A 22,071-nucleotide genomic window follows, 5' to 3' on the forward strand; every position below is an offset into this window, starting at 1 on the left:
CGCGGGCGGCGTCGACCGCGCGGGCCCGTCAGCCCGCGTACTCGGCCATCCACGCCTCGACCTCGGCCGAGGAGCGCGGCAGGCCGGCGGACAGGTTCTCGTTGCCGTTCTCGGTGACGACCAGGTCGTCCTCGATCCGGACGCCGATGCCACGCCACTCCTCGGGCACGGTCAGGTCGTCCGGCTGGAAGTACAGGCCGGGCTCGACGGTGAGCACCATGCCCGGCTCCAGGAGGCCGTCGACGTACTCCTCGTTCCGCGCGTGGGCGCAGTCGTGGACGTCCAGGCCCAGCATGTGACCGGTGCCGGCCATCGTGAAGCGGCGCTGGAGGCCGAGCTCGTACGCCCGGTCGACGGGGCCCTCGATGAAGCCCCACTCGACCAGCTTCGCCGTCATGCTGCGCTGGGACGCCTCGTGGAAGTCGCGATACCGGGCGCCCGGCTTGACGGCGGCGATGCCGGCCTCCTGGGCCTCGTACACCGCGTCGTACACCTTGCGCTGCACGTCGTTGAAGGTGCCGCTGATCGGGAGGGTGCGGGTGACGTCGGCGGTGTAGAGGGAGTTGGTCTCCACGCCGGCGTCGAGCAGGAGCAGCTCGCCGGGGCGGACCGGTCCGTCGTTGTCGGTCCAGTGCATGATCGTGGCGTGCTCGCCGGCGGCGCAGATCGAGCCGTAGCCGAGGGCGTTGCCCTCCAGGCGCGCGCGGCGGAAGAAGGTGCCCTCGATCCACCGCTCGGAGGTGGCGACCGCCCGGGACAGCTCGGCGACGCAGTCGGTGAATCCGCGCACGGTGGAGTCCACCGCCTTGCGCATCTCGCCGATCTCCCAGTCGTCCTTGACGAGCCGGAGGTCGCTGAGCGCCTCCTCCAGCTCGTCGTCGCGCTCCTCGTCGGTCGTGACGGCGGCCTCAAGGGCCGGGTCGTGGCCGCGCACGATCCGGGTGGGGACCTCGGTGGAGGCGGCGGCCAGGTCGGCGGCGATCGAGCGGACGTCGCGACAGGGCAGCCCGAGGACGGACTCGGCCTCGGCGAGGGAGCGGCGGCGGCCCATCCACAGCTCGGCCGAGTAGCCGATCCAGAACTCGTCGTTGTCGCGGCTGTCGCGGGGCAGCTGGTAGCAGTACGCGTCGTGGCCGCCGTCCGCGCGGGGTTCGAGCACGAGGGCGCCGTCGCGGGCCTGGTCGCCGGTCATGTGCACGTAGCCGGTGTACGGGCGGAACGGGTAGGTGTCGTCGTTCGAGCGGGTCTTGAGATTGCCGGACGGGATCACCAGGCGCTCCCCCGGGAAGCGGGCCGAGAGGGCCGCGCGGCGGGCGGCCGCGTACGGAGCCTGCTCGTCGGCCTCCAGGCCGTGGCGCTCGGTGTCGGCCCAGCCCGTCCGCATCAGGGCGGAGAGCTCCGCGGAGACGCCGTCGTAGAGCCCGTTCTTTCGACGCTTCGCCATGCGATGCACCTTCTTCTCGGTTCTTCTCGGTTCTTCCCGGAGTGGTCCTCCGTGAGCCACCGGTCATCGGCGGCTCACGGACAGTACTGCGCGCGGAGCCCGCTGGGTGCCCAGGACCGCCAGTGGCACAGATCGGCCATCCGACGCCTCTCCCACGGGTGCGGAGCGGCCTCCGGGCCGTCGATAATGCGGCCCATGGCGAATGCGAAGCTCGGTGAGGCCCTCCGGCTCCTGGGGATCGGTGACGAGGCGGCACGGGTCTACCTGGAGCTCCTGGAGCTGGCGCCCGCGCCGCTGAGCGCGGTCGGTTCGGCGGCCGGGGTGGAGGGCGCGGCGCTGTCGGCGGCGTACGGGGCGCTCGTCGACGCCGGTCTCGCGAGCGCCGCCGCGGAGGGCGAGGACGTCGTGGCGCCCGTGCCGCCCGCCGCGGGGCTGGAGATCCTCGGCCGGCACCGGGCGGCCGAGCTCGACGAGTCCCGGATCACCGTCGGGAGCGCGTTCGAGTCGTTCCGGAGGCAGCGGCTCGCCGGCGACACCGACCATCTCGTGGAGGTCGTCAGCGGCGAGGCGATCGGCCTGCGGATGCGTCAGGCCTGGGCCAGCGCCCGTCGGCAGATCCGCCAGCTCGACTCCCCGCCGTACTTCCCGCTGCCCGAGGCCACCGAGGACGCGCTGGCCACCCTGGCCCGCGGGGTGACGCAGCGCGTCGTGTACTCACGGGAGTCGCTGGAGCTGCCGGGCAATCTGGAGTCGGCCATCGAGCCGTGCGTGGAGGCGGGCGAGCAGGCGCGGGTGCTGCCGTCGGTGCCGGTCAAGCTGGTGATCATCGACGAGGCGTACGCGCTGGTGTCGCTGTCGATCAAGGAGGCGGACGTCCACAACACGATGCTGGTCGTCCAGCCCTGCGGGCTGCTCTCGGCGCTCGTGGCGCTCTTCGAGCAGGCCTGGCAGAGCGCCCTGCCCTTCCACGGCCACACCGCGCGCCCGGGCGGGCTGCCGCCGGCCGACCGGCGGCTGCTGTGGCTGCTCGCGGGCGGCGCGAGCGACGAGGTGATCGCCCGGGAGCTCGGGGTCAGCCGCCGGACGCTGTTCCGCCGGATCCAGATCCTCATGGCCCGGCTCGGCGCGTCCAGCCGTTTCCAGATGGCCCTCCAGGCCCAGCGTCACGGCTGGTTGTGACACCGGGCCTGGTGGGCCGTACGGATGGTCACCCGGCGGTCGGGCCCGCCAGCCGCTGCCACAGGAAGGTGTGCACGAGGGCGCTGTTGTGGGCGGCCTGTTCGTTGTCGCCCGCGCCGGCGTGGCCGCCGCCGGTGTTCTCGTGGAAGAGCACCGGATGGCCGAGTTCCCGCAGCCGCGCCGCCGCCTTGCGGGCGTGCCCGGGGTGGACCCGGTCGTCGCGGGTCGAGGTCATCAGGAGCACCGGCGGGTAGACCGCGTCCGCCGAGAGGCGGTGGTACGGGGAGATGTCGCGGAGGTGCGGCAGATCGGCCTCGTCGTCGGGGTCCCCGTACTCGGCGATCCAGGACGCGCCCGCGAGGAGCTTGTGGAAGCGGGTCATGTCGAGCAGCGGCACCTGGGCGACGATCGCGCCGAACAGCTCGGGGCGGCGGGTGAGCATCGCGCCCATGAGGAGGCCGCCGTTGCTGCCCCCGGAGGCGCCGAGCACGGCCGGGGTGGTCACGCCCCGGGCGACGAGGTCCTCGGCGACGGCCGCGAAGTCCTCGAAGGCGCGCGGCCGTTCGGCGCCCAGCGCGGCCTGGTGCCAGTCGGGGCCGTACTCGCCGCCGCCGCGGATGTTCGCGATCACGTACGTGCCGCCGCGCTCCAGCCACGCCCGGCCGGTGACGGAGGCGTAGGAGGGCGTGAGGGAGACCTCGAAGCCGCCGTAGCCGTAGAGGAGGGTGGGGCCGGGGCCGGTGGCGGCGTGGTCGGGGCCGATGACGAAGTACGGCACGCGCGTCCCGTCCGGGGAGGCCGCGAAGTGCTGCCGCACCGTGAGCCCGGTCGCGTCGAAGCGGTCCGGGGCCTGCTTGAGGAGCTCCGTGTCGCCGCCGATGACCCCGCGGTGCAGGGCGGAGGGCTGGAGGAAGCCCGAGACGTCGAGGAAGTACTCGTCGGAGACGTCGGGGTCGGTGTCGACGACGCTCACGGCGGACAGCTCGGGTACGCCGACGAGCGGGGCGCGGGTCCAGCCGCCCTCGGGGGCGGGGGTGAGGACCTCGATGCGGGTGCTGACGTCGCGCATCGTCTCCAGGATCAGGTGGTGACGGGTCCACGCGTGGCCGGCCAGGGCCGTCCGCTCGTCCGGGGTGAACAGCACCTCGGGGGTGCGGTCGCCCGCGAGGAAGGCGTCGAAGTCGAAGGCGAGGAGGGAGCCGGTCGGCTGCCCGAGCCAGTCGGACTTCAGGGTGACGATCAGGTGCCGCCGGTGGGCGTAGGCGACGGCGTCCTCGGGGACGTCGATCCTGACGAGCGTGGAGTCGGGCCGCAGGAGGTACGTCTCGCTGCGGAAGAAGTCGAGGGCGCGACCGACGAAGTCCCGTTCAAAACCGGGGGTGTCGTCGCGGTAGCCCCAGGCCGAGACGTCGCCCTGGCCGGCCTCGTAGACGAGTTCGGCCTCCTCCACCGGGGTGCCGCGCCGCCATCTGCGGACCTGGCGCGGATAGCCCGAGTCGGTCAGCGAGCCGGGCCCCGTGTCCGTACCGACGAAGACGGTGTCGCCGTCGATCCAGCCCGTCCGGGTCTTCGCCTCGGCGACGCGGAAGCCGTCCTCGACGAACCGCCGGGTGCCGAGGTCGAACTCCCGGACCACCACGGCGTCGCCGCCGTCGCGCGAGAGCCGCACCAGCGCGCGGTCGTGGTCGGGGCGGCGGACCCGGGCCCCGTCCCAGACCCACTTCTCGCCCTCGGCCTCGGCGAGCGCGTCGACGTCGAGGAGGACCTCCCACTCGGGGGCGTCCTTGCGGTACTGCTCCAGGGTGGTGCGCCGCCACACGCCCCGCAGGTGCTCGGCGTCGCGCCAGAAGTTGTAGAGGTGCGCGCCGCGCCGGACGGTGTAGGGGATGCGGTCGGCGGCGTCCATGACGTCGCGCACCCGCTCCTTGAGGGGGGCGAACGCGGGGTCGGCGGCCAGGGCGTCGGCCGTCTCGGCGTTCCGCTCGGCGACCCAGGCGAGCGCGCGCTCGCCGGACACCTCCTCCAGCCACAGGTACGGGTCGTCCTCGGGGACTCGGCGCATGGATTCAGTTCCCGTTCTCGCGTCGGAGCTGTGCCGAAAGGTGGTACTGGAGGGGCTGTCCGACCGCCGCGAGGTCGTGGCGGAAGTCGAGCGTGTCCTCGTCGGTGAGGGTGTAGCGGCGGCGGGTGGCGGTGACCTCCTTGGCGGTGGGGGTGAGCGCCACCTGATGGGTGGTGAGGTCGGCCCCGCCCTCGGACGCGGTGCCGACGAGGATCTCCGCGATGCCGGTGGGCTGGGTGATCAGTGCCTCGACGCGCCCGTCGGGCTGCACGCGCCACCAGCCGCTCTCGCGGGCGGCGGGCCGCAGCGGGGTGCCGTCGGCGTCGACGATCCAGGCGCGGGCCTCGTAGTGGAGGAAGGGGCGCCCGTCGTGGCTGAAGGTGACCTCCTGCTCGTACGCGAACTCCTCGGCGAGCGTCGGGTACGAGCCGCGGCCCCGGCCGGTCCAGGTGCCCAGCAGACCGGTGACCGGCGCGAGGAGCGCGTGCGGCGCGGGCGCCGCGTCCGCGCGCAGGGCGTCGGGGTAGGGGTGCTTCCGGTCGCGGTCGAACATGAGGTGCGCTCCTGGGTCGGGACCTGTGCCGGATGGCAGCTTAGGACCTCGGCCCGTGACCGGTCGCGGTGTGCCGACCGCGACCGGTGCTCCCGTGCGTGGCTATCCCCGGCTGCGTACCAGCAGGTAGAGGAAGTACGGGGTGCCGATCACGGCCGTCATCAGGCCGGCGCCGAGCTGGGCCGGGGCGATGACGGTGCGGCCCACCAGGTCCGCGGTGCAGACGAGTGCGGCTCCGAGGAGGACGGCGACCGGGACGACGCGGGCGTGCTGCCGGCCGACGAGGGCGCGGGCCGCGTGCGGTGCCACGAGTCCCACGAAGCCGATCGTGCCCGCGGCCGCCACGGCGGTGGCGGTGAGCAGGACGGCGAGGGCGAGGAAGCCGAGGCGGGCACGCCCGAGGCCGAGGCCGAGGAGGCGCGGGGTGTCCTCGTCGAGCGAGACGAGGTCGAGTTCGGTGCGCCGGGCGAACGCGACGGCCAGACCCACGGCGAGGACGGCGACGAGGGGGACCACGTCGGGCATGGAACGCCCGTAGGTGGAGCCCGAGAGCCAGGTGAGGGCCTTCGTCGCGTTGAAGGGGTCGGTGAGGATGATCAGGAGGCTGATCAGGGCCGCCGCGGCGGTGGCGAGGCCGAAGCCGACGAGGACGAGCCGGTTCTGCTGGAACCCGCCCCGGGCGGCGAGCCCGAACACGATGACCGAGCTCACGACGGCTCCCGCGAACGCGGCGCCCGCCATGCCCCACGACCCGGCCACGGGCACGGTCGTGACCAGGAGTACGGCGCCGAGCGCGGCGCCGCCGGAGATGCCGAGGATGCTGGGTTCGGCGAGGGGGTTGCGGGTGACGGCCTGGACGATCGTGCCCGCCAGGGCGAGCGCGGCTCCCGCGAAGAGGGCGGCGAGGACGCGGGGCACCCGGGTGTCGAGGACGAAGGTGACGGTCCGGCCGGCCTGGCCCTGGACCCAGTTCACGACATCGCCGAGGAGCAGTTTGCTGTCGCCGAGCAGGACGCCCGCGACGGTGACGCCGATCGCCACGGCCACCAGGGCGGCGGTGACGGCGAGGAAGCGGGCCCTGCTCCTGATGCGGAGCCGCTCGGAGGCGGTGGCTCCGGCCGTGTCCCGGACGCGGGTGGCCATGACGATGAGGAAGACGGCGCCGACCAGGCTGGTGACGACGCCGGTCGGCACGGAGACCACCACGTCGGACGGTACGAGGACGCGCAGCAGGACGTCGGAGCCGAGCACGAGGGCGGCGCCGGTGAGTCCGGCGGCGGGCAGGAAGCCGCGCGACTTGGTGAAGCCGCGGAACCTGCGGGCGAGGGGCCGGACGAGCGCGGGGGCGCAGAGGCCGACGAAGCCGACGGGTCCGGCGAGGGTGACGGCCGCCGTGGAGAGGAGGGCGGCGAGGACGACGGCGGTGACCCGGGTGGCCCGGACGGGCACGCCGAGGCCGCGGGCCGCGTCGTCGCCGAGGGCGAGGGCGTCGACCCGGCGGGACAGGAGCAGCAGGCCGACGAGGCCGGCGACGGCGATCGGGGCCATCTGCAGGACACCGTCGAAGCCGCTCTGGGCGATGCTGCCCTGGTTCCAGTGGTAGAGGCCCTCGGTCTGCTGAGGGAACAGCAGGAGCAGGCCCTCGGTGACGGCGGTGAGGCCGAGGGTGAGGGCGCTGCCCGCGAGGACCAGGCGGACCGTTCCGGCGCCCAGGCCCGAGAGGACGAGGACGACGGCCGCCGCCGCGAGTCCGCCGGCGAAGGCGAAGGCCGAGGAGGCGAAGAGCGGCAGCGAGAGGCCGAAGGCGGAGGTGAGGCCGAGCGCGAAGTAGGAGCCCGCGTTGACGGCGAGGGTGTCGGGCGAGGCCAGCACGTTGCGGCTGACGGCCTGGAGGGCGGCGCCCGCCATGCCGAGGACGGCGCCGACCAGGAGGCCGGCGGTCATCCTCGGCAGGCGGGAGGCGATGACGACGGACGCGTCGGCCGGATCGGCCTGGCCCGTGAACGCCTTCCACACCTCGGGCGCGCCGACCGCGGCGGTGCCCTGGGTGATGTCGACGAGCGCGAGGCCCGCGACGAGGAGGACCAGGGCGGCCGTCACCGGGGCCGCGCCCGTCCGGGACGTGGCCGTCGGCGGACGGGTGGCGGGGGTGGTTGCGGTGACGGCCATGGTGTTACTTCGTCAGGGCGGCGACGACGGAGTCGACGTACTTGCTCATGGACTGGGGGCCGCCGAACATCCAGATGCCGTCGGGCAGCCGGTGCACGTCGCCCTTCTTGACGAACGGCAGGGACGTCCACACCTTGTCCTTGGCGAGGACACCGGTGAAGGGGGTGCTGGAGGCGTCGCCGTCGTTGCCGACGTAGGCGAACTGGACGTCACCGAGCTTGGTGAGGCCCTCGACGTCGGTGGCGCCGAGGCCGTAGGCCGGGTCGCCCTTGACGGTCCAGGCGTTCTTCAGGCCAAGCTTCTCGTTGACCGCGCCGATGAGCGAGCCGCTGGTGTAGGGGCGGATCGAGACCTGGTTGGACATGACGTAGCCGTCGGCGAAGGCGTACTTCGTCCCGGCGAGACCGGCGTCGGCGAGCTTCTTCCTGCCCTCGTCGAGCTTGGCCTGGAACTGCGTCTTCAGCTCCTCGGCCTTCGGCGTGGTGCCGGTGGCCTTGGCGATGGCGTCGAGGTCGGCGTTCATGCGGCCGATCTGGTCGGCGGCGTCGGCGGCCTTCAGCGTCAGGACCGGGGCGACCTTGCGCAGCTGCTTCACGGCGGCCGGCGGCAGGTCGGTGGTGGCGACGATCAGGTCGGGCTTGAGGGCGGCGACGGTCTCGACGCTGGGCTCGCCGCGGGTGCCGATGTCCTTGGGCTCGTTCTTGAGCGGGACGGCGGTGTCCCAGGTCTTGTAGCCCTTGACGTCGGCGACGCCCACCGGGTCGACGCCCAGGGTGATGAGGTGCTCGACGACGTTCCACTCGGTGCCGACGACCTTCTTGGCGGGGCCGTCGAGCTCGATCTTCTCGCCCGTGGAGTCGGTGAGGGTGATGCGCTCGGTGGACTTCTTCGCGTCGTCGGCGGCAGGCTCGGTGGTGCCGCAGGCCGTCAGGGCCAGGGCCGCGGTGGTCGCGATCGCCGTGGTGAGGAGGAGGCGCTTCATGAGGTGCTGCTGAGCCTTTCGCTTCGCGAGTGGTGCCGACCGATCGCGCGCGTGCGCAGCCGTCCGGTCAGGGGGTCGGTGTCTACGTCGATGCGGATGCCGTACGTGCCGGTCAGCCGCTCGGGAGTCAGTACGTCCTCGGGGTCGCCGTCCGCGACGACCCGTCCCGCGTCGAGCAGGACGATCCGGTCGGCGACGGCCGCGGCCTGGTCGAGGTCGTGGAGGACGGCGCCGACGGCGATGCCGTGGTCGTCCGCCAGATCGCGCATGAGGTCGAGGAGTTCGACCTGGTAGCGCAGGTCGAGGTAGGTCGTGGGTTCGTCGAGCAGCAGCACGCCCGTCTGCTGCGCGAGGCAGCCGGCGAGCCAGACGCGCTGGAGCTGGCCGCCGGAGAGGTGTTCGGCGCCGCGCTCGGCGAGTTCCGTGACGCCCGTCATGGCGAGCGCGCGGTCCACCGCCTCCCGGCCGCCCGGGTCCGCCTTGCCCCAGCGACCCCGGTAGGGGTAGCGGCCGAACTCGACCAGGTCCCGCACGGTCAGGCCGCTGGGGGTGGGCCTGCCTTGGGTGAGTAGGGCGACGTGGCGCGAGAACTCACGGGGGTTCAGGGCGAGGGCGTCGGTGTCGCCGTCGAGGAGGAGCGTGGCGGTGCGCGGCTGCTGGAGGCGCGCGAGGGTGCGCAGCAGCGTCGACTTGCCGCTGCCGTTCGGGCCGACGAGTACGGTCACTTCGCCGGGGCGCAGCGTCATGGCCGCGTCGTGGACGACGTCGACGCCTTCGTACGCCACGGTGACGCCCATGGCCGAGAGTTCATGACCGTGGGGGCCCGGGGCCGCGGAGGTCTGTTCACCTGCTTGCACGCCCCGAAGGTTAGCCTAACCTTAGCTGGACGCAAAAGGGCGTCCAGCGCCCGGACACAAGGCGAATTCCGGCCAAGCCGACCGGGTTACGTGCCGGAGCGGTCGTTGACCCCCTTCACGGTGGGCGGCTACGTTCGCGCCATGTTGCGTACAGCCCTGCTCACGACGCGCGGTCACATCGACCTGCTGCGAGTGGCCTCCGCCGCGTGTCGCCGCGGCCGCTGACGCCTTCTCATCACCGACTCCCCCTCTCCTCCCTTCACCTCCCGCCTCTGCCGTCGTGCGCCCGCGTGCCCGCTCCGCACCCACGGCCGCCGGGGCGCACCTTCTCGCGCCGACGGAAAGGCCTCCCCCGATGACCGTTCACCTGCACTGGTTCCTGCCGACCGGCGGCGACGGCCGCACCCTCGTCGACCGGCACGCGTACGCGGACGGCGGGATCACCCGGAACGGGACCGCGCCGGGGCTCCGCGCCCCCGACCTCGACTATCTGATCCAAATAGCCAAAGCAGCCGAGCAGTTGGGCTTTGAAGCGGTACTGACCCCGACCGGGACGTGGTGCGAGGACGCCTGGCTGACCACGGTCGCGCTCGCGCAGCACACCGAACGCCTCACGTTCCTGGTGGCGTTCCGGCCGGGCGTGATCTCCCCCGTCCTCGCGGCCCAGATGGCAGGCACGTACCAGCGGCTCACCCGGGGCAGGCTGCTGCTCAACGTGGTGACCGGGGGCGACTCCGCCGAGCAGCGCCGCTTTCGGCGACCGCCTCGACCACGACCGGCGCTACGCGCGCACGGCCGAGTTCCTGTCGGTCGTGCGGGGCGTCTGGAGCGGCCGGCCGTACGACTTCGACGGGCAGCACTTCCGGATCGAGGGCGGGCTGACCGCCCTGCCGCCGGAGCCGCTGCCGGAGGTCTTCTTCGGCGGCTCCTCCGCCGCCGCGGGCCCGGTCGCGGCGGAGCACGCGGATGTGTACCTGACCTGGGGCGAGCCGCCGTGGCAGGTGAAGGAGAAGATCGACTGGATCCGGCGCCTCGCCGAGGAGCGCGGCCGGACGGTCCGCTTCGGCATCCGGCTGCACACGGTCTCGCGCGACTCGGCGCGGGAGGCCTGGGCGACGGCCGACCGCCTCCTCGCCGACCTCGACGACGGAACGGTCGCCACGGCCCAGCGGCTCCTCGGCCGCACCGAGTCCGTGGGCCAGCGGCGCATGCTCGCCCTCCACGGCGGCGGTTCCCTCGACCGGGACAAGCTGGAGATCTCGCCGAACCTGTGGGCGGGGGTCGGCCTCGTCCGGGGCGGGGCCGGCACCGCGCTGGTCGGCAGCCACCTCGACGTCGCCGACCGGATCGAGGAGTACCACGACCTGGGCGTGGAGCACTTCGTCCTCTCGGGCTATCCGCACCTGGAGGAGGCGTACTGGTTCGGCGAGGGCGTGACGCCGGAGCTCGTGGCGCGTGGGCTCGTGGCCCGCCGGGAAGATCCGCGGCCCTCACGGAGTTAGTGGAACCGTGAACGACATGGGTGCAGCAGCGGCAGCGGGGGCAGGGGCGGAGGCCCGGACGGTGGACGTCGTCGTCATAGGCGCCGGACAGGCGGGCCTCTCCGCCGCCTTCCACCTGCGGCGCGCCGGCCTGGAACCGGACCGGGACTTCGTCGTGCTCGACCACTCCCCGCACGCGGGCGGTGCCTGGCAGTTCCGGTGGCCCTCCCTCACGTACGGCAAGGTGCACGGGATGCACGCGCTGCCCGGCATGGAGCTGACCGGCGCCGACCCCGCGCGCCCGTCCTCGGAGGTGATCGGCGCGTACTTCGACACGTACGAGCGGACCTTCGACCTGCGCGTCCACCGCCCCGTCGACGTCACCGCCGTCCGGGAGGAGGACGGCGACGCGGCGGGAGACGGCGGTGGAGCCGGGCACGGCGGCGGTCGGCTGCTGGTCGAGACCTCGGAGGGCGTGTACGCGACGCGCGCCCTGATCAACGCGACCGGGACCTGGGACCGCCCGTTCTGGCCCCGGTACCAGGGCCAGGAGACCTTCCGGGGCCGCCAGCTGCACACCTCGGGATACCCGGGCCCGGAGGCGTTCGCCGGGAAGCGGGTGATCGTCGTGGGCGGCGGGGCCTCCGGGACCCAGCACCTCATGGAGATCGCCGAGGTCGCCGCCGCGACGACCTGGGTGACCCGCCGCGAGCCCGTCTTCCGCGAGGGCCCCTTCGGGGAGGCCGAGGGCCGCGCCGCCGTGGCGCTCGTCGCGGAGCGCGTACGGCTCGGGCTGCCGCCGCAGAGCGTCGTCTCCGTCACCGGACTCCCGCTCAACGACGCGATCCGCGAGGCCCGCGCGAGCGGCGTCCTGGACCGGCTGCCGATGTTCGACCGGATCACCCCGACCGGAGTGGCCTGGGACGACGGACGGACCGTCGACGCGGACGTGATCCTCTGGGCGACCGGCTTCCGTGCCGCGATCGACCATCTGACGCCGCTGCGCCTGCGGGAGCCCGGCGGCGGCATCCGGGTCGAGGGGACGCGAGCCGTCCGGGACGAGCGCGTCCATCTCGTCGGCTACGGCCCCTCGGCCTCGACGATCGGCGCCAACCGTGCCGGCCGCGCGGCCGTCACCGAGATCCGCCGCCTGCTGGACCGCGAGACCGCCGCCACCGCTACGACGGTCTGAGCCACGGACCGCCGGCGCGGTCAGGCGCTTTCGGATACGGCGCGGCGCTCAGCCCGCGGGGGCCGCACGCCGGTTCGCGTTGAACTCCGCCACGTGTCCCTGATGGAGCGCGTAGTCCGCCGTGAAGCGGGTGTCCCCCGGGGCCACGGTCACGAAGTAGAGCCAGTCGCCGTCCGCCGGCCGGATCACCGCGTCCACCGCCTGCTCCCCCGGGTTCCCGATGGGTGTCGGCGGGAGCCCCTTCCGCTCGTACGTGTTGTACGGGTTCTTGATCTTCGTGTCCGCCAGGCTCGTGTCGACGGTGCTGCGGCCCAGCGCGTAGTTCAGGGTCGAGTCCATCTGCAGGGCCATGCCCCGGGCGAGCCGGTTGTGCACGACCCGGGCGACCTTCGCCATGTCCTCGGGACTGTCGGCCTCCGCCTGCACGATGCTGGCCACGATGACCGCCTGGTGGACGCTCATCCCGTACGCCCGTGCGCCCTCGGCGATCCGCTGGGTGCCGAACCGCTCGCCCGCGGTCTGCGCCATGTAGCGGAGGAGGCCCTCCGGGGTGGTGGCGGCCACGACCGGGTACGTGGCGGGGAAGAGGTAGCCCTCGGGGTTGCCCCCGGCTTCGTCCGGGAGCGGCAGGACGGCGCCCGGCGCGGTCGCGGCCTTGCGTGCCGTCCCCTCGGGCAGGCCGAGCGCCCGGTCGACGGCCGTGTAGACCTGCGCCGACCGCCACCCTTCCGGGACGAGGAGGGTACGCGGCTTCTCGACGGCCGGTTCGTCGCCGCCCGGAAGCAGCAGGAGCGGGACGGTGATCGTGGCGGCCACGGCGACGACGCCGAGCAGGAGCGCCAGGCGACCCCGCCGGGTGAGGCGGGCGCGGCGCGGCGGCCGGGGCGGGCGGGGAAGTGAGGGGCGGCGGGGGCGGCGTGGGTGTGCGTACGGTGACGCCTGCCGGTACGTCATGGCCGCACGCTAACCCGCGCTGAACGGGATTCCGGGGAGCCCGCGCACGCGGCGGCGCCGCCGGTTCCCTGGGACGGGGAACCGACGGCGCCGGGCACTGCGATCGTCAGACGAGCCAACCCAGGAAGTGGAAGACGCCGGCGAGCAGATCGGTGATGACGTTCATGGTGGTGCTTCTCCTCGTACAGATACATCAGTGGGACGGTGCGGTCGCGGTCTGCAGCCCGTCGCTCGCACTCCGTAATCTTCCGATGACGTACGGGAGTTGGGCAACGATTCCCGAGACGATCACACGTTCTGGGGAACAACCGCTCCCACGTTCGCCTGTTCGCCTCCGGCCCGGGCGTCCCGGCGGACCAGCGCCGCGTACCGCCCGTCCCGGTCGAGGAGCTCCTCGTGCGTCCCGCGCTCCGCGATGCGACCGGCTTCCAGGACGACGATCTGGTCGGCGTCGCGGACGGTGGAGAGCCGGTGGGCGATGGTGATGGTGGTGCGGCCGGCCGAGAGGGCGTCGATCGCCTGCTGCACGGCCTGCTCGGTACGGGTGTCCAGGGCGCTGGTCGCCTCGTCGAGGATGAGCACCGGCGGGTCGCGCAGGATCGTCCGCGCGATGGCCAGCCGCTGCTTCTCACCGCCCGAGAAGCGGTGGCCGCGCTCCCCGACGAGGGTGTCGTACCCCTCGGGCAGGGAGGCGATGTGCTCGTGGATCTGGGCGGCGCGCGCGGCGGCCTCGATCTCCTCGTCGGTGGCGTCCGGCTTGGCAAAGCGGAGGTTGTCGGCGACGGAGGCGTGGAAGAGGTAGGTCTCCTGGGAGACGACGCCGACGGCCCGGGCCAGGGTGTCGAAGTCGAGGTCGCGCACGTCGACGCCGTCGAGGGTCACCCGGCCGCCGGTGACGTCGTACAGCCGGGGCACCAGGTAGCTGAGGGTGGACTTCCCCGAGCCGGTGGGGCCGACGACGGCCAGGCTGCCGCCGGCGGGGACCGTGACGTCGATCCCGTCGAGGGTCGGGCGGGCCGGGCCCTCGGGGTCGTAGCGGAACTCGACCTTCTCGAACCGCACCTCGCCCCGGACCTTCGCGAGCCGGACGGGCTCGGGGGCCTCGGTGATGTCGACGGGCAGGTCCAGGTATTCGAAGATCCGCTGGAAGAGGGCGAGCGAGGTCTGCATCTGCACGCCGGTCGAGAGCAGGCTCACGGCGGGCCGGAAGAGGCCCTGCTGGAGCGAGACGAAGGCGACGAGCGTGCCGAGCGATATCGCGGGGCCGCCCGACTGGAGCGCGATGCCGGCGGCCCAGTAGATCAGGGCGGGCATGGCGGCCATGACGATGCCGATGGTGGACATGCGCCACCGTCCGGCCATGGAGGAGCGCACTTCGAGGTCGACGAGGCGCTCGGACTCCTCGGCGAAGGACCTGGTCAGGGAGTCGGCGCGGCCCATGGTGCGGCCGAGCAGGATGCCGCTCACCGAGAGGGACTCGGTGACGGTCGCGGCCATGGCGGCCATCTGCTTCTGGCGCCGGGTGGTGATCGCCTTGCGCTCGCGGCCGACGCGCCGGCTGATCCAGACGAAGACCGGCAGCAGGAGCAGGGAGACGACGGTGAGCCGCCAGTCGAGGGCGAGCATGGCGACGACGGTCGCCACGACGGCGGTGAGGTTCGAGACGAGCGAGGTGGCCGTGGAGGTCACGGTCGCCTGCATGCCGCCGATGTCGTTGGCGATGCGGGACTGGACCTCGCCCGTGCGCGTGCGTGTGAAGAAGGCGAGGGGCATCCGCTGGAGCTGCTCGTAGACCCCGGTGCGCAGGTCGTGCATCACGCGCTGGCCGACCGTGGTGGAGATCAGGGTCTGGAGCACGCCGAAGACGCTGGTCAGGACGGCGGTGGCGATCATGCCGAGGGCGAGGAGGCTGAGCAGCCCCGTCCGGCCCTCCGGGATCGCAGTGTCGAGGATCTCCTTGAGCAGGAACGGCGAGGCGACCGAGACCAGCGAGGCGGCGCCGACCAGGAGGCCGACGAGCGCGAGGCGGGCGCGGTAGGGACGGAAGAGCCGCAGGATGCGCCGCAGCTGTGCGGGCTCCTTCGGCCGGTCGGGATCGCGGGGCGGGGGCGTCCAGTCGGACTGGTCGTGGGGGCGCATGGGCTCCTTCGTGAGGTGGAGGCAGGTCGGCCGGCGCCGGTCGGGGTGCCGGTCGACAGAGACCCTAGCTCATTGTTACCTATACTCACAATGAACACGGTCCTGATATTGTTCCCGGCATGAGCACCTCCGACCACCCGAGCGGGACCGAACGGCCGAGCGAGACCGAGCGGCCGGCCGGGGACGACCGGCCGAGCAGGACCGATCGGCCGAACGGGACCGACGCCGACGGCCTCCTCGCCGAGCAGCTGCTGCGGCTCACCCGGCGCCTGCACCGCATCCAGAAGCACCACCTGGAGCCGGTCGGCATCACCCCCGCGCAGTCCCGGCTCCTGCGCACGGTCGCGCACTTCGGGGAGCCGCCCCGGATGGCCGATCTGGCGACCCGGCTGGAGGTCGTCCCGAGGGCCGTGACCAGTCTCGTCGACGGTCTGGAGGCGGGCGGCCGGGTGCGCCGGGTGCCGGATCCGAGCAACCGCCGCGTGGTCCGGATCGAGCTCACCGACGCGGGGCGCGCCACGCTGCGGGAGCTGCGCAGCGCGCGCCGGGCGGCCGCAGAGGACATCCTTGCTCCATTGACCGTCGATCAGCGCGAGGTGCTCGGAGGTCTGCTGTCCGCTCTGGTCGACCGCGTCCCGGAGCGCGGCTGCTGATCCCCCGGGCACGGGGACGCGCCGAAGGGGAGCCGTGACATGCCGCTGCTCGAACCGAACCCGCAGGCCCTCCGCCCCGGGACGAAGCGGAGTCCGGCCCCGGACCGGGTCCCGGAGCTCCAGTCGCGCGGCACACCACGGCGCCTGCGCAAGGAGCTCACCGCGCTCCTCGGCGCGGAGAAGGTCCTGTCCGGCGTCTCCGACCTGGTGCGGTACGCCTCCGACGCCAGCCCCTACCGCTTCCTCCCGCAGGTCGTCGTGGTCGCCGAGGACATCGACGACATCTCCGCCGTCCTGTCGTACGCGCACGGCAAGGGCCGCGAGGTCGTCTTCCGGGCCGCCGGGACCAGCCTCAACGGGCAGGCGCAGGGCGAGGACATCCTCGTCGACGTCCGCCGCCACTGGGCGGGCGTCGAGGTCCTGGACGGCGGCACCCGCGCCCGGATCCGCCCCGGCACCACCGTCTTCCGGGCCAATGCGGCGCTCGCCCCGCACGGACGGGTCCTGGGCCCCGACCCGGCCAGCGCGATCGCCTGCACGCTGGGCGGGGTCGTCGCCAACAACGCCTCGGGGATGACCGCCGGAACCACCCGGAACTCGTACCGCACCCTGGCCTCGCTCACCTTCGTGCTGCCGTCCGGGACGGTGGTCGACACGGCCGATCCGGCGGCCGACGAGGAGCTCGCGCGCGCCGAGCCGCGGCTGTGCGCGGGGCTCCTCGCGCTCAAGGCCGAGATCGAGGCGGACACCGAGCTGACGGCCCGGATCCGGGCCAAGTACGCCATCAAGAACACCAACGGCTACCGGCTCGACGCCTTTCTCGACGGCGCCACGCCGGTCCAGATCCTGCGGGGGCTGATGGTCGGCTCCGAGGGCACCTTCGGCTTCATCGCCGAGACCGTCTTCGACACCCTCCCGCTGGACCGCGAGGTCTCCACGGCCCTGCTCTTCTTCCCCTCCCTGCCGGCCGCCGCGGAGGCCGTGCCGCTGTTCAACGAGGCCGGGGCGCTGGCCGTCGAGCTGATGGACGGCAACACGCTGCGGGCCTCGGTCAGCGTGGCGGGCGTCCCCGCCGACTGGGCGGAGCTGCCGAAGGAGACGGCGGCGCTGCTGGTCGAGTTCCGGGCCCCGGACGCGGCGGCCCGGGAGGCGTACGAGCGGGCGGCGGACGCGGTCCTGGCCGGGCTCGACCTGGTCGCCCCGGTACCCTCCGTGGAGAACGCGTTCACCCGCGACCCGCAGCGGATCGGCGGCTACTGGAAGGCCCGCAAGGCCTTCGTGTCGGCCGTCGGCGGCTCGCGGCCCACGGGGACGACCCTGATCACCGAGGACTTCGCGGTGCCGCCGGCGCGGCTCGCGGAGGCCTGTGCCGAACTGCTCGACCTCCAGTCCCGGCACGGCTTCGACGCGGCCGTCGCCGGTCACGCGGCCCACGGGAACCTCCACTTCCTGCTCGCCTTCGACGCCGGCGACCCCTCCGACGTCGAGCGGTACGCGGCCTTCATGGACGAGTTCTGCAAGCTGACCGTGGAGCGCTTCGACGGCTCGCTGAAGGCCGAGCACGCGACCGGCCGGAACATCGCGCCGTTCCTGGAGCTGGAGTGGGGGACGCAGGCCACCGAACTGATGTGGCGGGTCAAGGAGGTCATCGACCCGGACGGGGTCCTCGCCCCCAGGATCGTCCTCGACCGCGACCCGCAGGCCCATCTGCGCGGCCTGAAGACGATCCCGTCCGTGGAGCGGATCGCCGACCCCTGCATCGAGTGCGGCTTCTGCGAACCCACCTGCCCCAGCCACGACCTGACGACCACTCCGCGCCAGCGGATCGTGCTGCGCCGGGAGATGATGCGCCAGCCCGACGGCTCCCCCGTCGAGACCCGTCTCCTGGAGGCGTACGGCTACGACGCCGTCGACACCTGCGCCGGCGACTCCACCTGCAGGATCGCCTGCCCGGTCGGGATCGACACGGGCGCGCTGATGAAGGCTTTCCGGCACGAGCGGCACTCGCCGCGCGAGGAGCGGGTCGCCGCCCTGGCCGCGCGGAACTTCCGCGCGGTGGAGGCCTCGGCGCGGCTCGCGGTGGCCGCCGCCGACCGGATCGGCGACCGGGTCCTGGCGCGGGTGACCGGCCTGGCCCGCAAGGCCGTCCGCCCCGACCTCGTACCGGAGTGGCTGCCCGAGATCCCGGGCGCCGCCGCGCGCCGGCTGCCCCGCACCCACCGCCCGGCGGCTGCCGCCGTCTACTACCCGGCCTGTGTGAATCGGATCTTCGGCGGCCCCGAGGACCGTCGCGGCCCCTCCCTGCCGGAGGCGGTCGTCACCGTCTCGGCGCGGGCCGGGAAACCGGTGTGGATCCCCGACGACGCGGCCGGTACGTGCTGCGCCACGATCTGGCACTCGAAGGGGTACCAGCGGGGCAACGAGCTGATGGCCAACCGGATCGTCGAGGCCGCCTGGGGGTGGACCGCAGGCGGGACCCTGCCCCTCGTCGTCGACGCCTCCTCGTGCACGCTCGGCATCGCGCACGAGGTCGTCCCGTACCTCACGCCGGACAACCGCGTGCTGCACGCCGAGCTCACCGTCCTCGACTCCCTCGTCTGGGCCGCGGACGAGCTGCTCCCCCGGCTCGACGTGCGCCGCCGGGTCGCCTCCGCCGTGGTCCATCCGACCTGTTCCATGCGGCACCTGGGCGACGAGGAGCAGCTGACCCGGCTCGCCGGGGCGTGCGCCGAGGAGGTCGTGGTCCCGGCCGACGCGGGCTGCTGCGCCTTCGCGGGCGACCGGGGGATGCTGCATCCGGAGCTGACGGCCTCGGCGACGGCGCGCGAGGCGGCCGAGGTCACGGCCCGCTCCTTCGACGTGCACCTGTCGGCCAACCGGATGTGCGAGATCGGGATGGACCGGGCCACCGGCCGCACGTACCAGTCGGTGCTGCTGGCCCTGGAGCGCGCGACCCGCCCCTGACCGTCCGTCAGCCCGCCCCCCAGGACCCCTCACCCCGGCCGGTGAGGGGTCCTTCGTATGTTCGGGTGATCACACGGTGTCGGGTACGAGTCCGTGCGATATCCGGAACAGTAAAGTCCAACTACCCGTCGCAAGAGTCCTATCCGCGCCCTTGCGCACCATCGGTCACCGGGGCCAGGGTCCTGTGCGGGATTCATGAAACAGCCGTGCACAAGCTCCTGGAGGTTCCATGAACGAGCAGGTACCGCCCAGCCCGAGCCGTCGCAAGGTCCTCAGGACCACCGCCGGGGCGGCCGGAGCCGGCCTCGGCATCGCCGCGGCCGGGGCCCCGTCCGCCCAGGCCGCCACCACCGCCGCCGCAACCACCGGCACAGCGCCGGCACAGCCGGAGACCGCCGCCGGGACCGTCCCCAGGCGGCGCGGACAGACCATGGCCGGCGTCCCCTTCGAGGGCCGCTCCACGGTCCGGGTCGGCATCGTCGGCCTCGGCAACCGGGGCAACGGCATGATCGGCCTCTTCCTCGCGCTCCCCTGGGTGCGGGTGGTGGCCGTCTGCGACCCGGTGCGGGAGAAGGCGGAGCGGGCCGCCGCCAAGGTCGTCGCCGCCGGCCGGCCCGCGCCCGCCGTGTACACCAACGGCGAGGACGACTACGAGAACCTGTGCGCCCGCTCCGACCTCGACTTCGTGTACGTGGCCACGCCCTGGGACCAGCACTTCCCCATGGCCAGGGCGGCGATGCTGAACGGCAAGCACGTCGGCGTCGAGTGTCCGGTCGCGATGAAGATCGCCGAGCTCTGGGAGCTGGTCGACCTCTCGGAGCAGACCCGCCGCCACTGCATGCAGCTGGAGAACTGCTGCTACGGGCGGAACGAGATGCGGGTCCTGCGGATGGCCCACGCGGGCAAGTTCGGCCAACTGCTGCACGGTGCCGGGGCGTACAACCACGACCTGCGCGGCCTGATGTTCTCGCCCACCTACTACGAGGGGCCCTGGCGCCGGCTGTGGCACACGAAGCTGCGCGGCGACCTCTACCCCAACCACGGCTTCGGGCCGGTCGCCAACTACATGGACGTCAACCGGGGCGACCGGGTGGTGAGCATCAGCAGCTTCGGCACCCCGGCGCTCGGTCTCGCCGAGTACCGCGCGGAGCACATGCCGCCCGGCGACCCGAGCTGGAAGGAGACGTACATCGAGAGCGACCGGACGATCAGCATGGTCCAGACGGCCAAGGGGCGGCTGATCCGGCTGGAGCACGACGTCTCCACCCCGCACCCGTACAGCCGGATCAACAGCCTGGGCGGCACGAGGGGCGTCTTCGAGGACTACCCGGCCCGGATCTACCTGGAGCCGGACCACAGCAACGACCAGTGGGCCGACTTCTCCTCGTACGCGGCCGAGTTCGACCACTGGCTGTGGAAGGAGCACGCCAACCCGCCCGGCGGCCACGGCGGCATGGACTACATCATGATCTACCGGCTGATGCAGTGCGTACAGCTCGGTCTCGTCCCGGACTTCGACGTGTACGACGCCGCCACCTGGACGGCTCCGGTACCGCTGAGCCACGCCTCGATCAAGGCGAAGGGCGCGCCGCAGGAGATCCCCGACTTCACGCGCGGCGAGTGGACCAAGCCCCGCTCGGGAGTGGACTCGGCCAAGCCCTGACCCGGCCGCCCTCCTGAGCTGCCCGGTGCCCGGCCCCCGAGTGCAGGGGGGCCGGGCACCGCCGTGTTCAGCAGCGCCGGCGGTCCTCGGTGAGCGTCCCCTGAACCGTCGTCAGGCTCCGGTCCCAGCAGCCCTCGGAGCCGTACACCCGGTACCGCTCGGTCGTGGTGCCGACCGCGCGCCGCTGGTCGCGCGGCACGCCGGTGGTGTAGGTCGCGTCCCCGGTGTACGTGTCGTCCAGGCGGGACCAGGAGAGGCGCCGCCCGTCGCGCAGGACGAGGGTGTCGGCGCGGTCCCCGAGGGTGAGGACCGTCCGCAGCCGGTCGCCCGCGCCGATCGTCGTCTCGCCGTCCATGGTGTACGCGCGCCGGACGCTCGTGACGGTCCGGCCGCTGGTCACGGTCTCGTCGTCCGTCCACCGCCCGGTGAACGCGTCCGGGTTCTCGCCCTCGCCCCAGCGGTGGACCGAGGCGTGGCCGACGGTCCGGTCCACGGTGGTGACGACCCTGCCGTGCGAGGTGTTCAGGTGGCCGGCGACGGTGAGGCGGTGCCCCGCCCCGGTGTCGACGGTGTCTGGGGCGGTCCCGGAGGCCGGCGTGTGGACGGAGGAGTTGCGCGGGGCGCTCTCCTCGTGCCGGTCGAGTCCGCCGGTGACGACCCGGCGGCCCTCGTCCTGCCAGAGCAGCAGGTTGGTGGGGACCGACCAGCCGCTCAGACCGGCCGGGACGCCGGCGACGGAGACCTCCACGCGGTGGGCGCGGCCGTCGTTGAGGAGGGCGGCGAAGGGGGTGAGGTCGTAGACGACCGGCTGGACGTCGAAGGCGCGGGGGCCGGGGGTGACGTACCAGAGGAAGGGGTTGGACCAGCCGCCGGTCCAGACCGTGGGGAAGGGTGCCGCGATGCCGGCGAGGCGGCCGTCGACGGCGATCCGGACCTCGCGGTGCGGGCCGTCGGTCGCCCGGCAGGAGTAGGGGGCAGTGTCGGGGACGGAGAGGTACCAGTACTCCTCGCAGCCGCCGCCGGAGCCGGTGGCGTACACCTCGGCGAGGAGCCGTTCGGTGTTGCGCGGGGTGGTGAGGGCGGGTCCGGTGAGGGGGATCACCCGGTCGGGCGTGCCGGCGGCGGGTTTCACGCGGCCCTCGGCGGTGTGGAAGGTGAGGGTGACCCGGACGTCGAGGACGCCGGTGTACGTCTCGTTCACGACATTGCCGATGAGCATCTCGACGGGCTGCGGGCGGCTGAGGGTGTCGCGGTAGCGGGTGACGTCCTTCTCGACGGACCAGGTGATGCCCTCGGGCGAGGGCTGGGGCGTGGAGGTGCGGAGGATCTCCACGCCGCCGACGGAGACATGGCCGAGGCGGTCGTACTGGCGGCCCTTGACGCTTCCCTCCAGCCGGAGGACGACCTTGTTCCAGCGGGTGCCGCACTCCTTCGGCGGGGTGTATCGGCCCTGGTAGGGGGTGAAGTCGCGGAACTGCGCGGCGGCGAGGGTGACCGCGCAGCTGTGGGTGCCGGGGGTCTCGACGGGCGGGGCGGCGGTGACCGGGTCGTGCCAGTCGCTGCTGAACTCGGCCGGGGGCGTCGGGCCGTTCGGACCCTCGGCGACGGCCGGGTGGGCGGTGAGCAGGGCCCCGGCGGCCAGGATCAGACCGCTGAGCATGCTCATGATCTTGGGTGGTCTCATGAGGCGGGAGTGAAGCGCGGTCACCTCGGCGCGGTCCAGAGGGCGATGAGCGGACATGGCGCGATCTGTTCCCTCCTGGGGAAAATCGATTGCCG

14 protein-coding genes and 1 pseudogene are annotated in these 22,071 nt (G+C 73.2%); 6 read left to right on the forward strand and 9 right to left on the reverse strand.

The window, feature by feature from the left end; all coding sequences use genetic code 11:
• Positions 1-28: 28 nt before the first annotated feature.
• Entirely contained in the window at positions 29-1,444 is a 1,416-nt protein-coding gene (locus tag ACF08F_RS21900) for an aminopeptidase P family protein (protein WP_392300192.1), read from the reverse strand.
• A gap of 195 nt (positions 1,445-1,639) precedes the next feature.
• Here ACF08F_RS21900 and ACF08F_RS21905 point away from each other — a divergent pair, with 195 nt between their 5' ends.
• A complete protein-coding gene (locus tag ACF08F_RS21905; RefSeq protein ID WP_392300193.1) occupies positions 1,640-2,623 on the forward strand; it encodes a LuxR family transcriptional regulator in 984 nt (327 codons plus the stop codon).
• Between the two features lie 28 nt (positions 2,624-2,651).
• Here the strand turns inward: ACF08F_RS21905 and ACF08F_RS21910 are convergent, their stop codons facing one another.
• From ACF08F_RS21910 to ACF08F_RS21930, 5 genes are all read right to left on the reverse strand, one after another.
• Positions 2,652-4,685 (reverse strand): prolyl oligopeptidase family protein, encoded by a 2,034-nt coding sequence (locus ACF08F_RS21910; RefSeq protein ID WP_392300194.1) that lies wholly within the window; start codon positions 4,683-4,685, stop codon positions 2,652-2,654.
• 4 nt (positions 4,686-4,689) lie between these two features.
• The gene (locus ACF08F_RS21915; RefSeq protein WP_392300195.1) at positions 4,690-5,238 is read right to left on the reverse strand and encodes an FABP family protein; all 549 of its coding nucleotides are present in this window, start codon (positions 5,236-5,238) and stop codon (positions 4,690-4,692) included.
• Positions 5,239-5,340: 102 nt separating this feature from the next.
• Positions 5,341-7,407, reverse strand: a complete 2,067-nt coding sequence (locus ACF08F_RS21920) for an iron ABC transporter permease (protein ID WP_392300196.1) — start codon at positions 7,405-7,407, stop codon at positions 5,341-5,343.
• A gap of 4 nt (positions 7,408-7,411) precedes the next feature.
• Entirely contained in the window at positions 7,412-8,389 is a 978-nt protein-coding gene (locus ACF08F_RS21925) for an iron-siderophore ABC transporter substrate-binding protein (RefSeq protein ID WP_392300197.1), read from the reverse strand.
• Positions 8,386-9,246, reverse strand: a complete 861-nt coding sequence (locus tag ACF08F_RS21930; RefSeq protein WP_392300198.1) for an ABC transporter ATP-binding protein — start codon at positions 9,244-9,246, stop codon at positions 8,386-8,388. The genes ACF08F_RS21925 and ACF08F_RS21930 overlap by 4 nt, the downstream gene beginning before the upstream one ends.
• A 355-nt stretch (positions 9,247-9,601) precedes the next feature.
• Between ACF08F_RS21930 and ACF08F_RS21935 the strand changes: the two are divergent.
• Both ACF08F_RS21935 and ACF08F_RS21940 read left to right on the forward strand, forming a co-directional pair.
• Positions 9,602-10,748: pseudogene (locus tag ACF08F_RS21935) on the forward strand (LLM class flavin-dependent oxidoreductase).
• Positions 10,749-10,764: 16 nt separating this feature from the next.
• On the forward strand, positions 10,765-11,919 hold the full coding sequence (locus ACF08F_RS21940) for an NAD(P)-binding domain-containing protein (RefSeq protein WP_392300199.1): 1,155 nt from the start codon (positions 10,765-10,767) through the stop codon (positions 11,917-11,919).
• A 48-nt stretch (positions 11,920-11,967) separates the two neighbouring features.
• Here the strand turns inward: ACF08F_RS21940 and mltG are convergent, their stop codons facing one another.
• Both mltG and ACF08F_RS21950 read right to left on the reverse strand, forming a co-directional pair.
• Positions 11,968-12,873 (reverse strand): endolytic transglycosylase MltG, encoded by a 906-nt coding sequence (mltG, locus tag ACF08F_RS21945; protein ID WP_392300200.1) that lies wholly within the window; start codon positions 12,871-12,873, stop codon positions 11,968-11,970.
• A 288-nt stretch (positions 12,874-13,161) separates the two neighbouring features.
• A complete protein-coding gene (locus tag ACF08F_RS21950) occupies positions 13,162-15,012 on the reverse strand; it encodes an ABC transporter ATP-binding protein (protein WP_392300201.1) in 1,851 nt (616 codons plus the stop codon).
• A 119-nt stretch (positions 15,013-15,131) separates the two neighbouring features.
• Between ACF08F_RS21950 and ACF08F_RS21955 the strand changes: the two genes are divergently transcribed.
• The 3 genes from ACF08F_RS21955 to ACF08F_RS21965 all read left to right on the forward strand — a co-directional run bounded on the left by ACF08F_RS21955 (position 15,132) and on the right by ACF08F_RS21965 (position 20,292).
• Complete coding sequence (locus tag ACF08F_RS21955) at positions 15,132-15,665, forward strand: MarR family winged helix-turn-helix transcriptional regulator (RefSeq protein ID WP_392300202.1); 534 nt, start codon at positions 15,132-15,134, stop codon at positions 15,663-15,665.
• Positions 15,666-15,704: 39 nt separating this feature from the next.
• On the forward strand, positions 15,705-18,629 hold the full coding sequence (locus ACF08F_RS21960; protein WP_392300203.1) for an FAD-binding and (Fe-S)-binding domain-containing protein: 2,925 nt from the start codon (positions 15,705-15,707) through the stop codon (positions 18,627-18,629).
• Between the two features lie 229 nt (positions 18,630-18,858).
• Positions 18,859-20,292 (forward strand): Gfo/Idh/MocA family protein, encoded by a 1,434-nt coding sequence (locus ACF08F_RS21965; protein WP_392300204.1) that lies wholly within the window; start codon positions 18,859-18,861, stop codon positions 20,290-20,292.
• A gap of 67 nt (positions 20,293-20,359) precedes the next feature.
• On the opposite strand, the gene ACF08F_RS21970 is transcribed toward ACF08F_RS21965, so the two are convergent.
• Positions 20,360-21,976, reverse strand: a complete 1,617-nt coding sequence (locus tag ACF08F_RS21970) for a peptide-N4-asparagine amidase (protein ID WP_392300205.1) — start codon at positions 21,974-21,976, stop codon at positions 20,360-20,362.
• Between the last annotated feature and the right edge of the window lie 95 nt (positions 21,977-22,071).

The organism is Streptomyces sp. NPDC015130, assembly GCF_043080005.1.
Classification (GTDB): domain Bacteria; phylum Actinomycetota; class Actinomycetes; order Streptomycetales; family Streptomycetaceae; genus Streptomyces.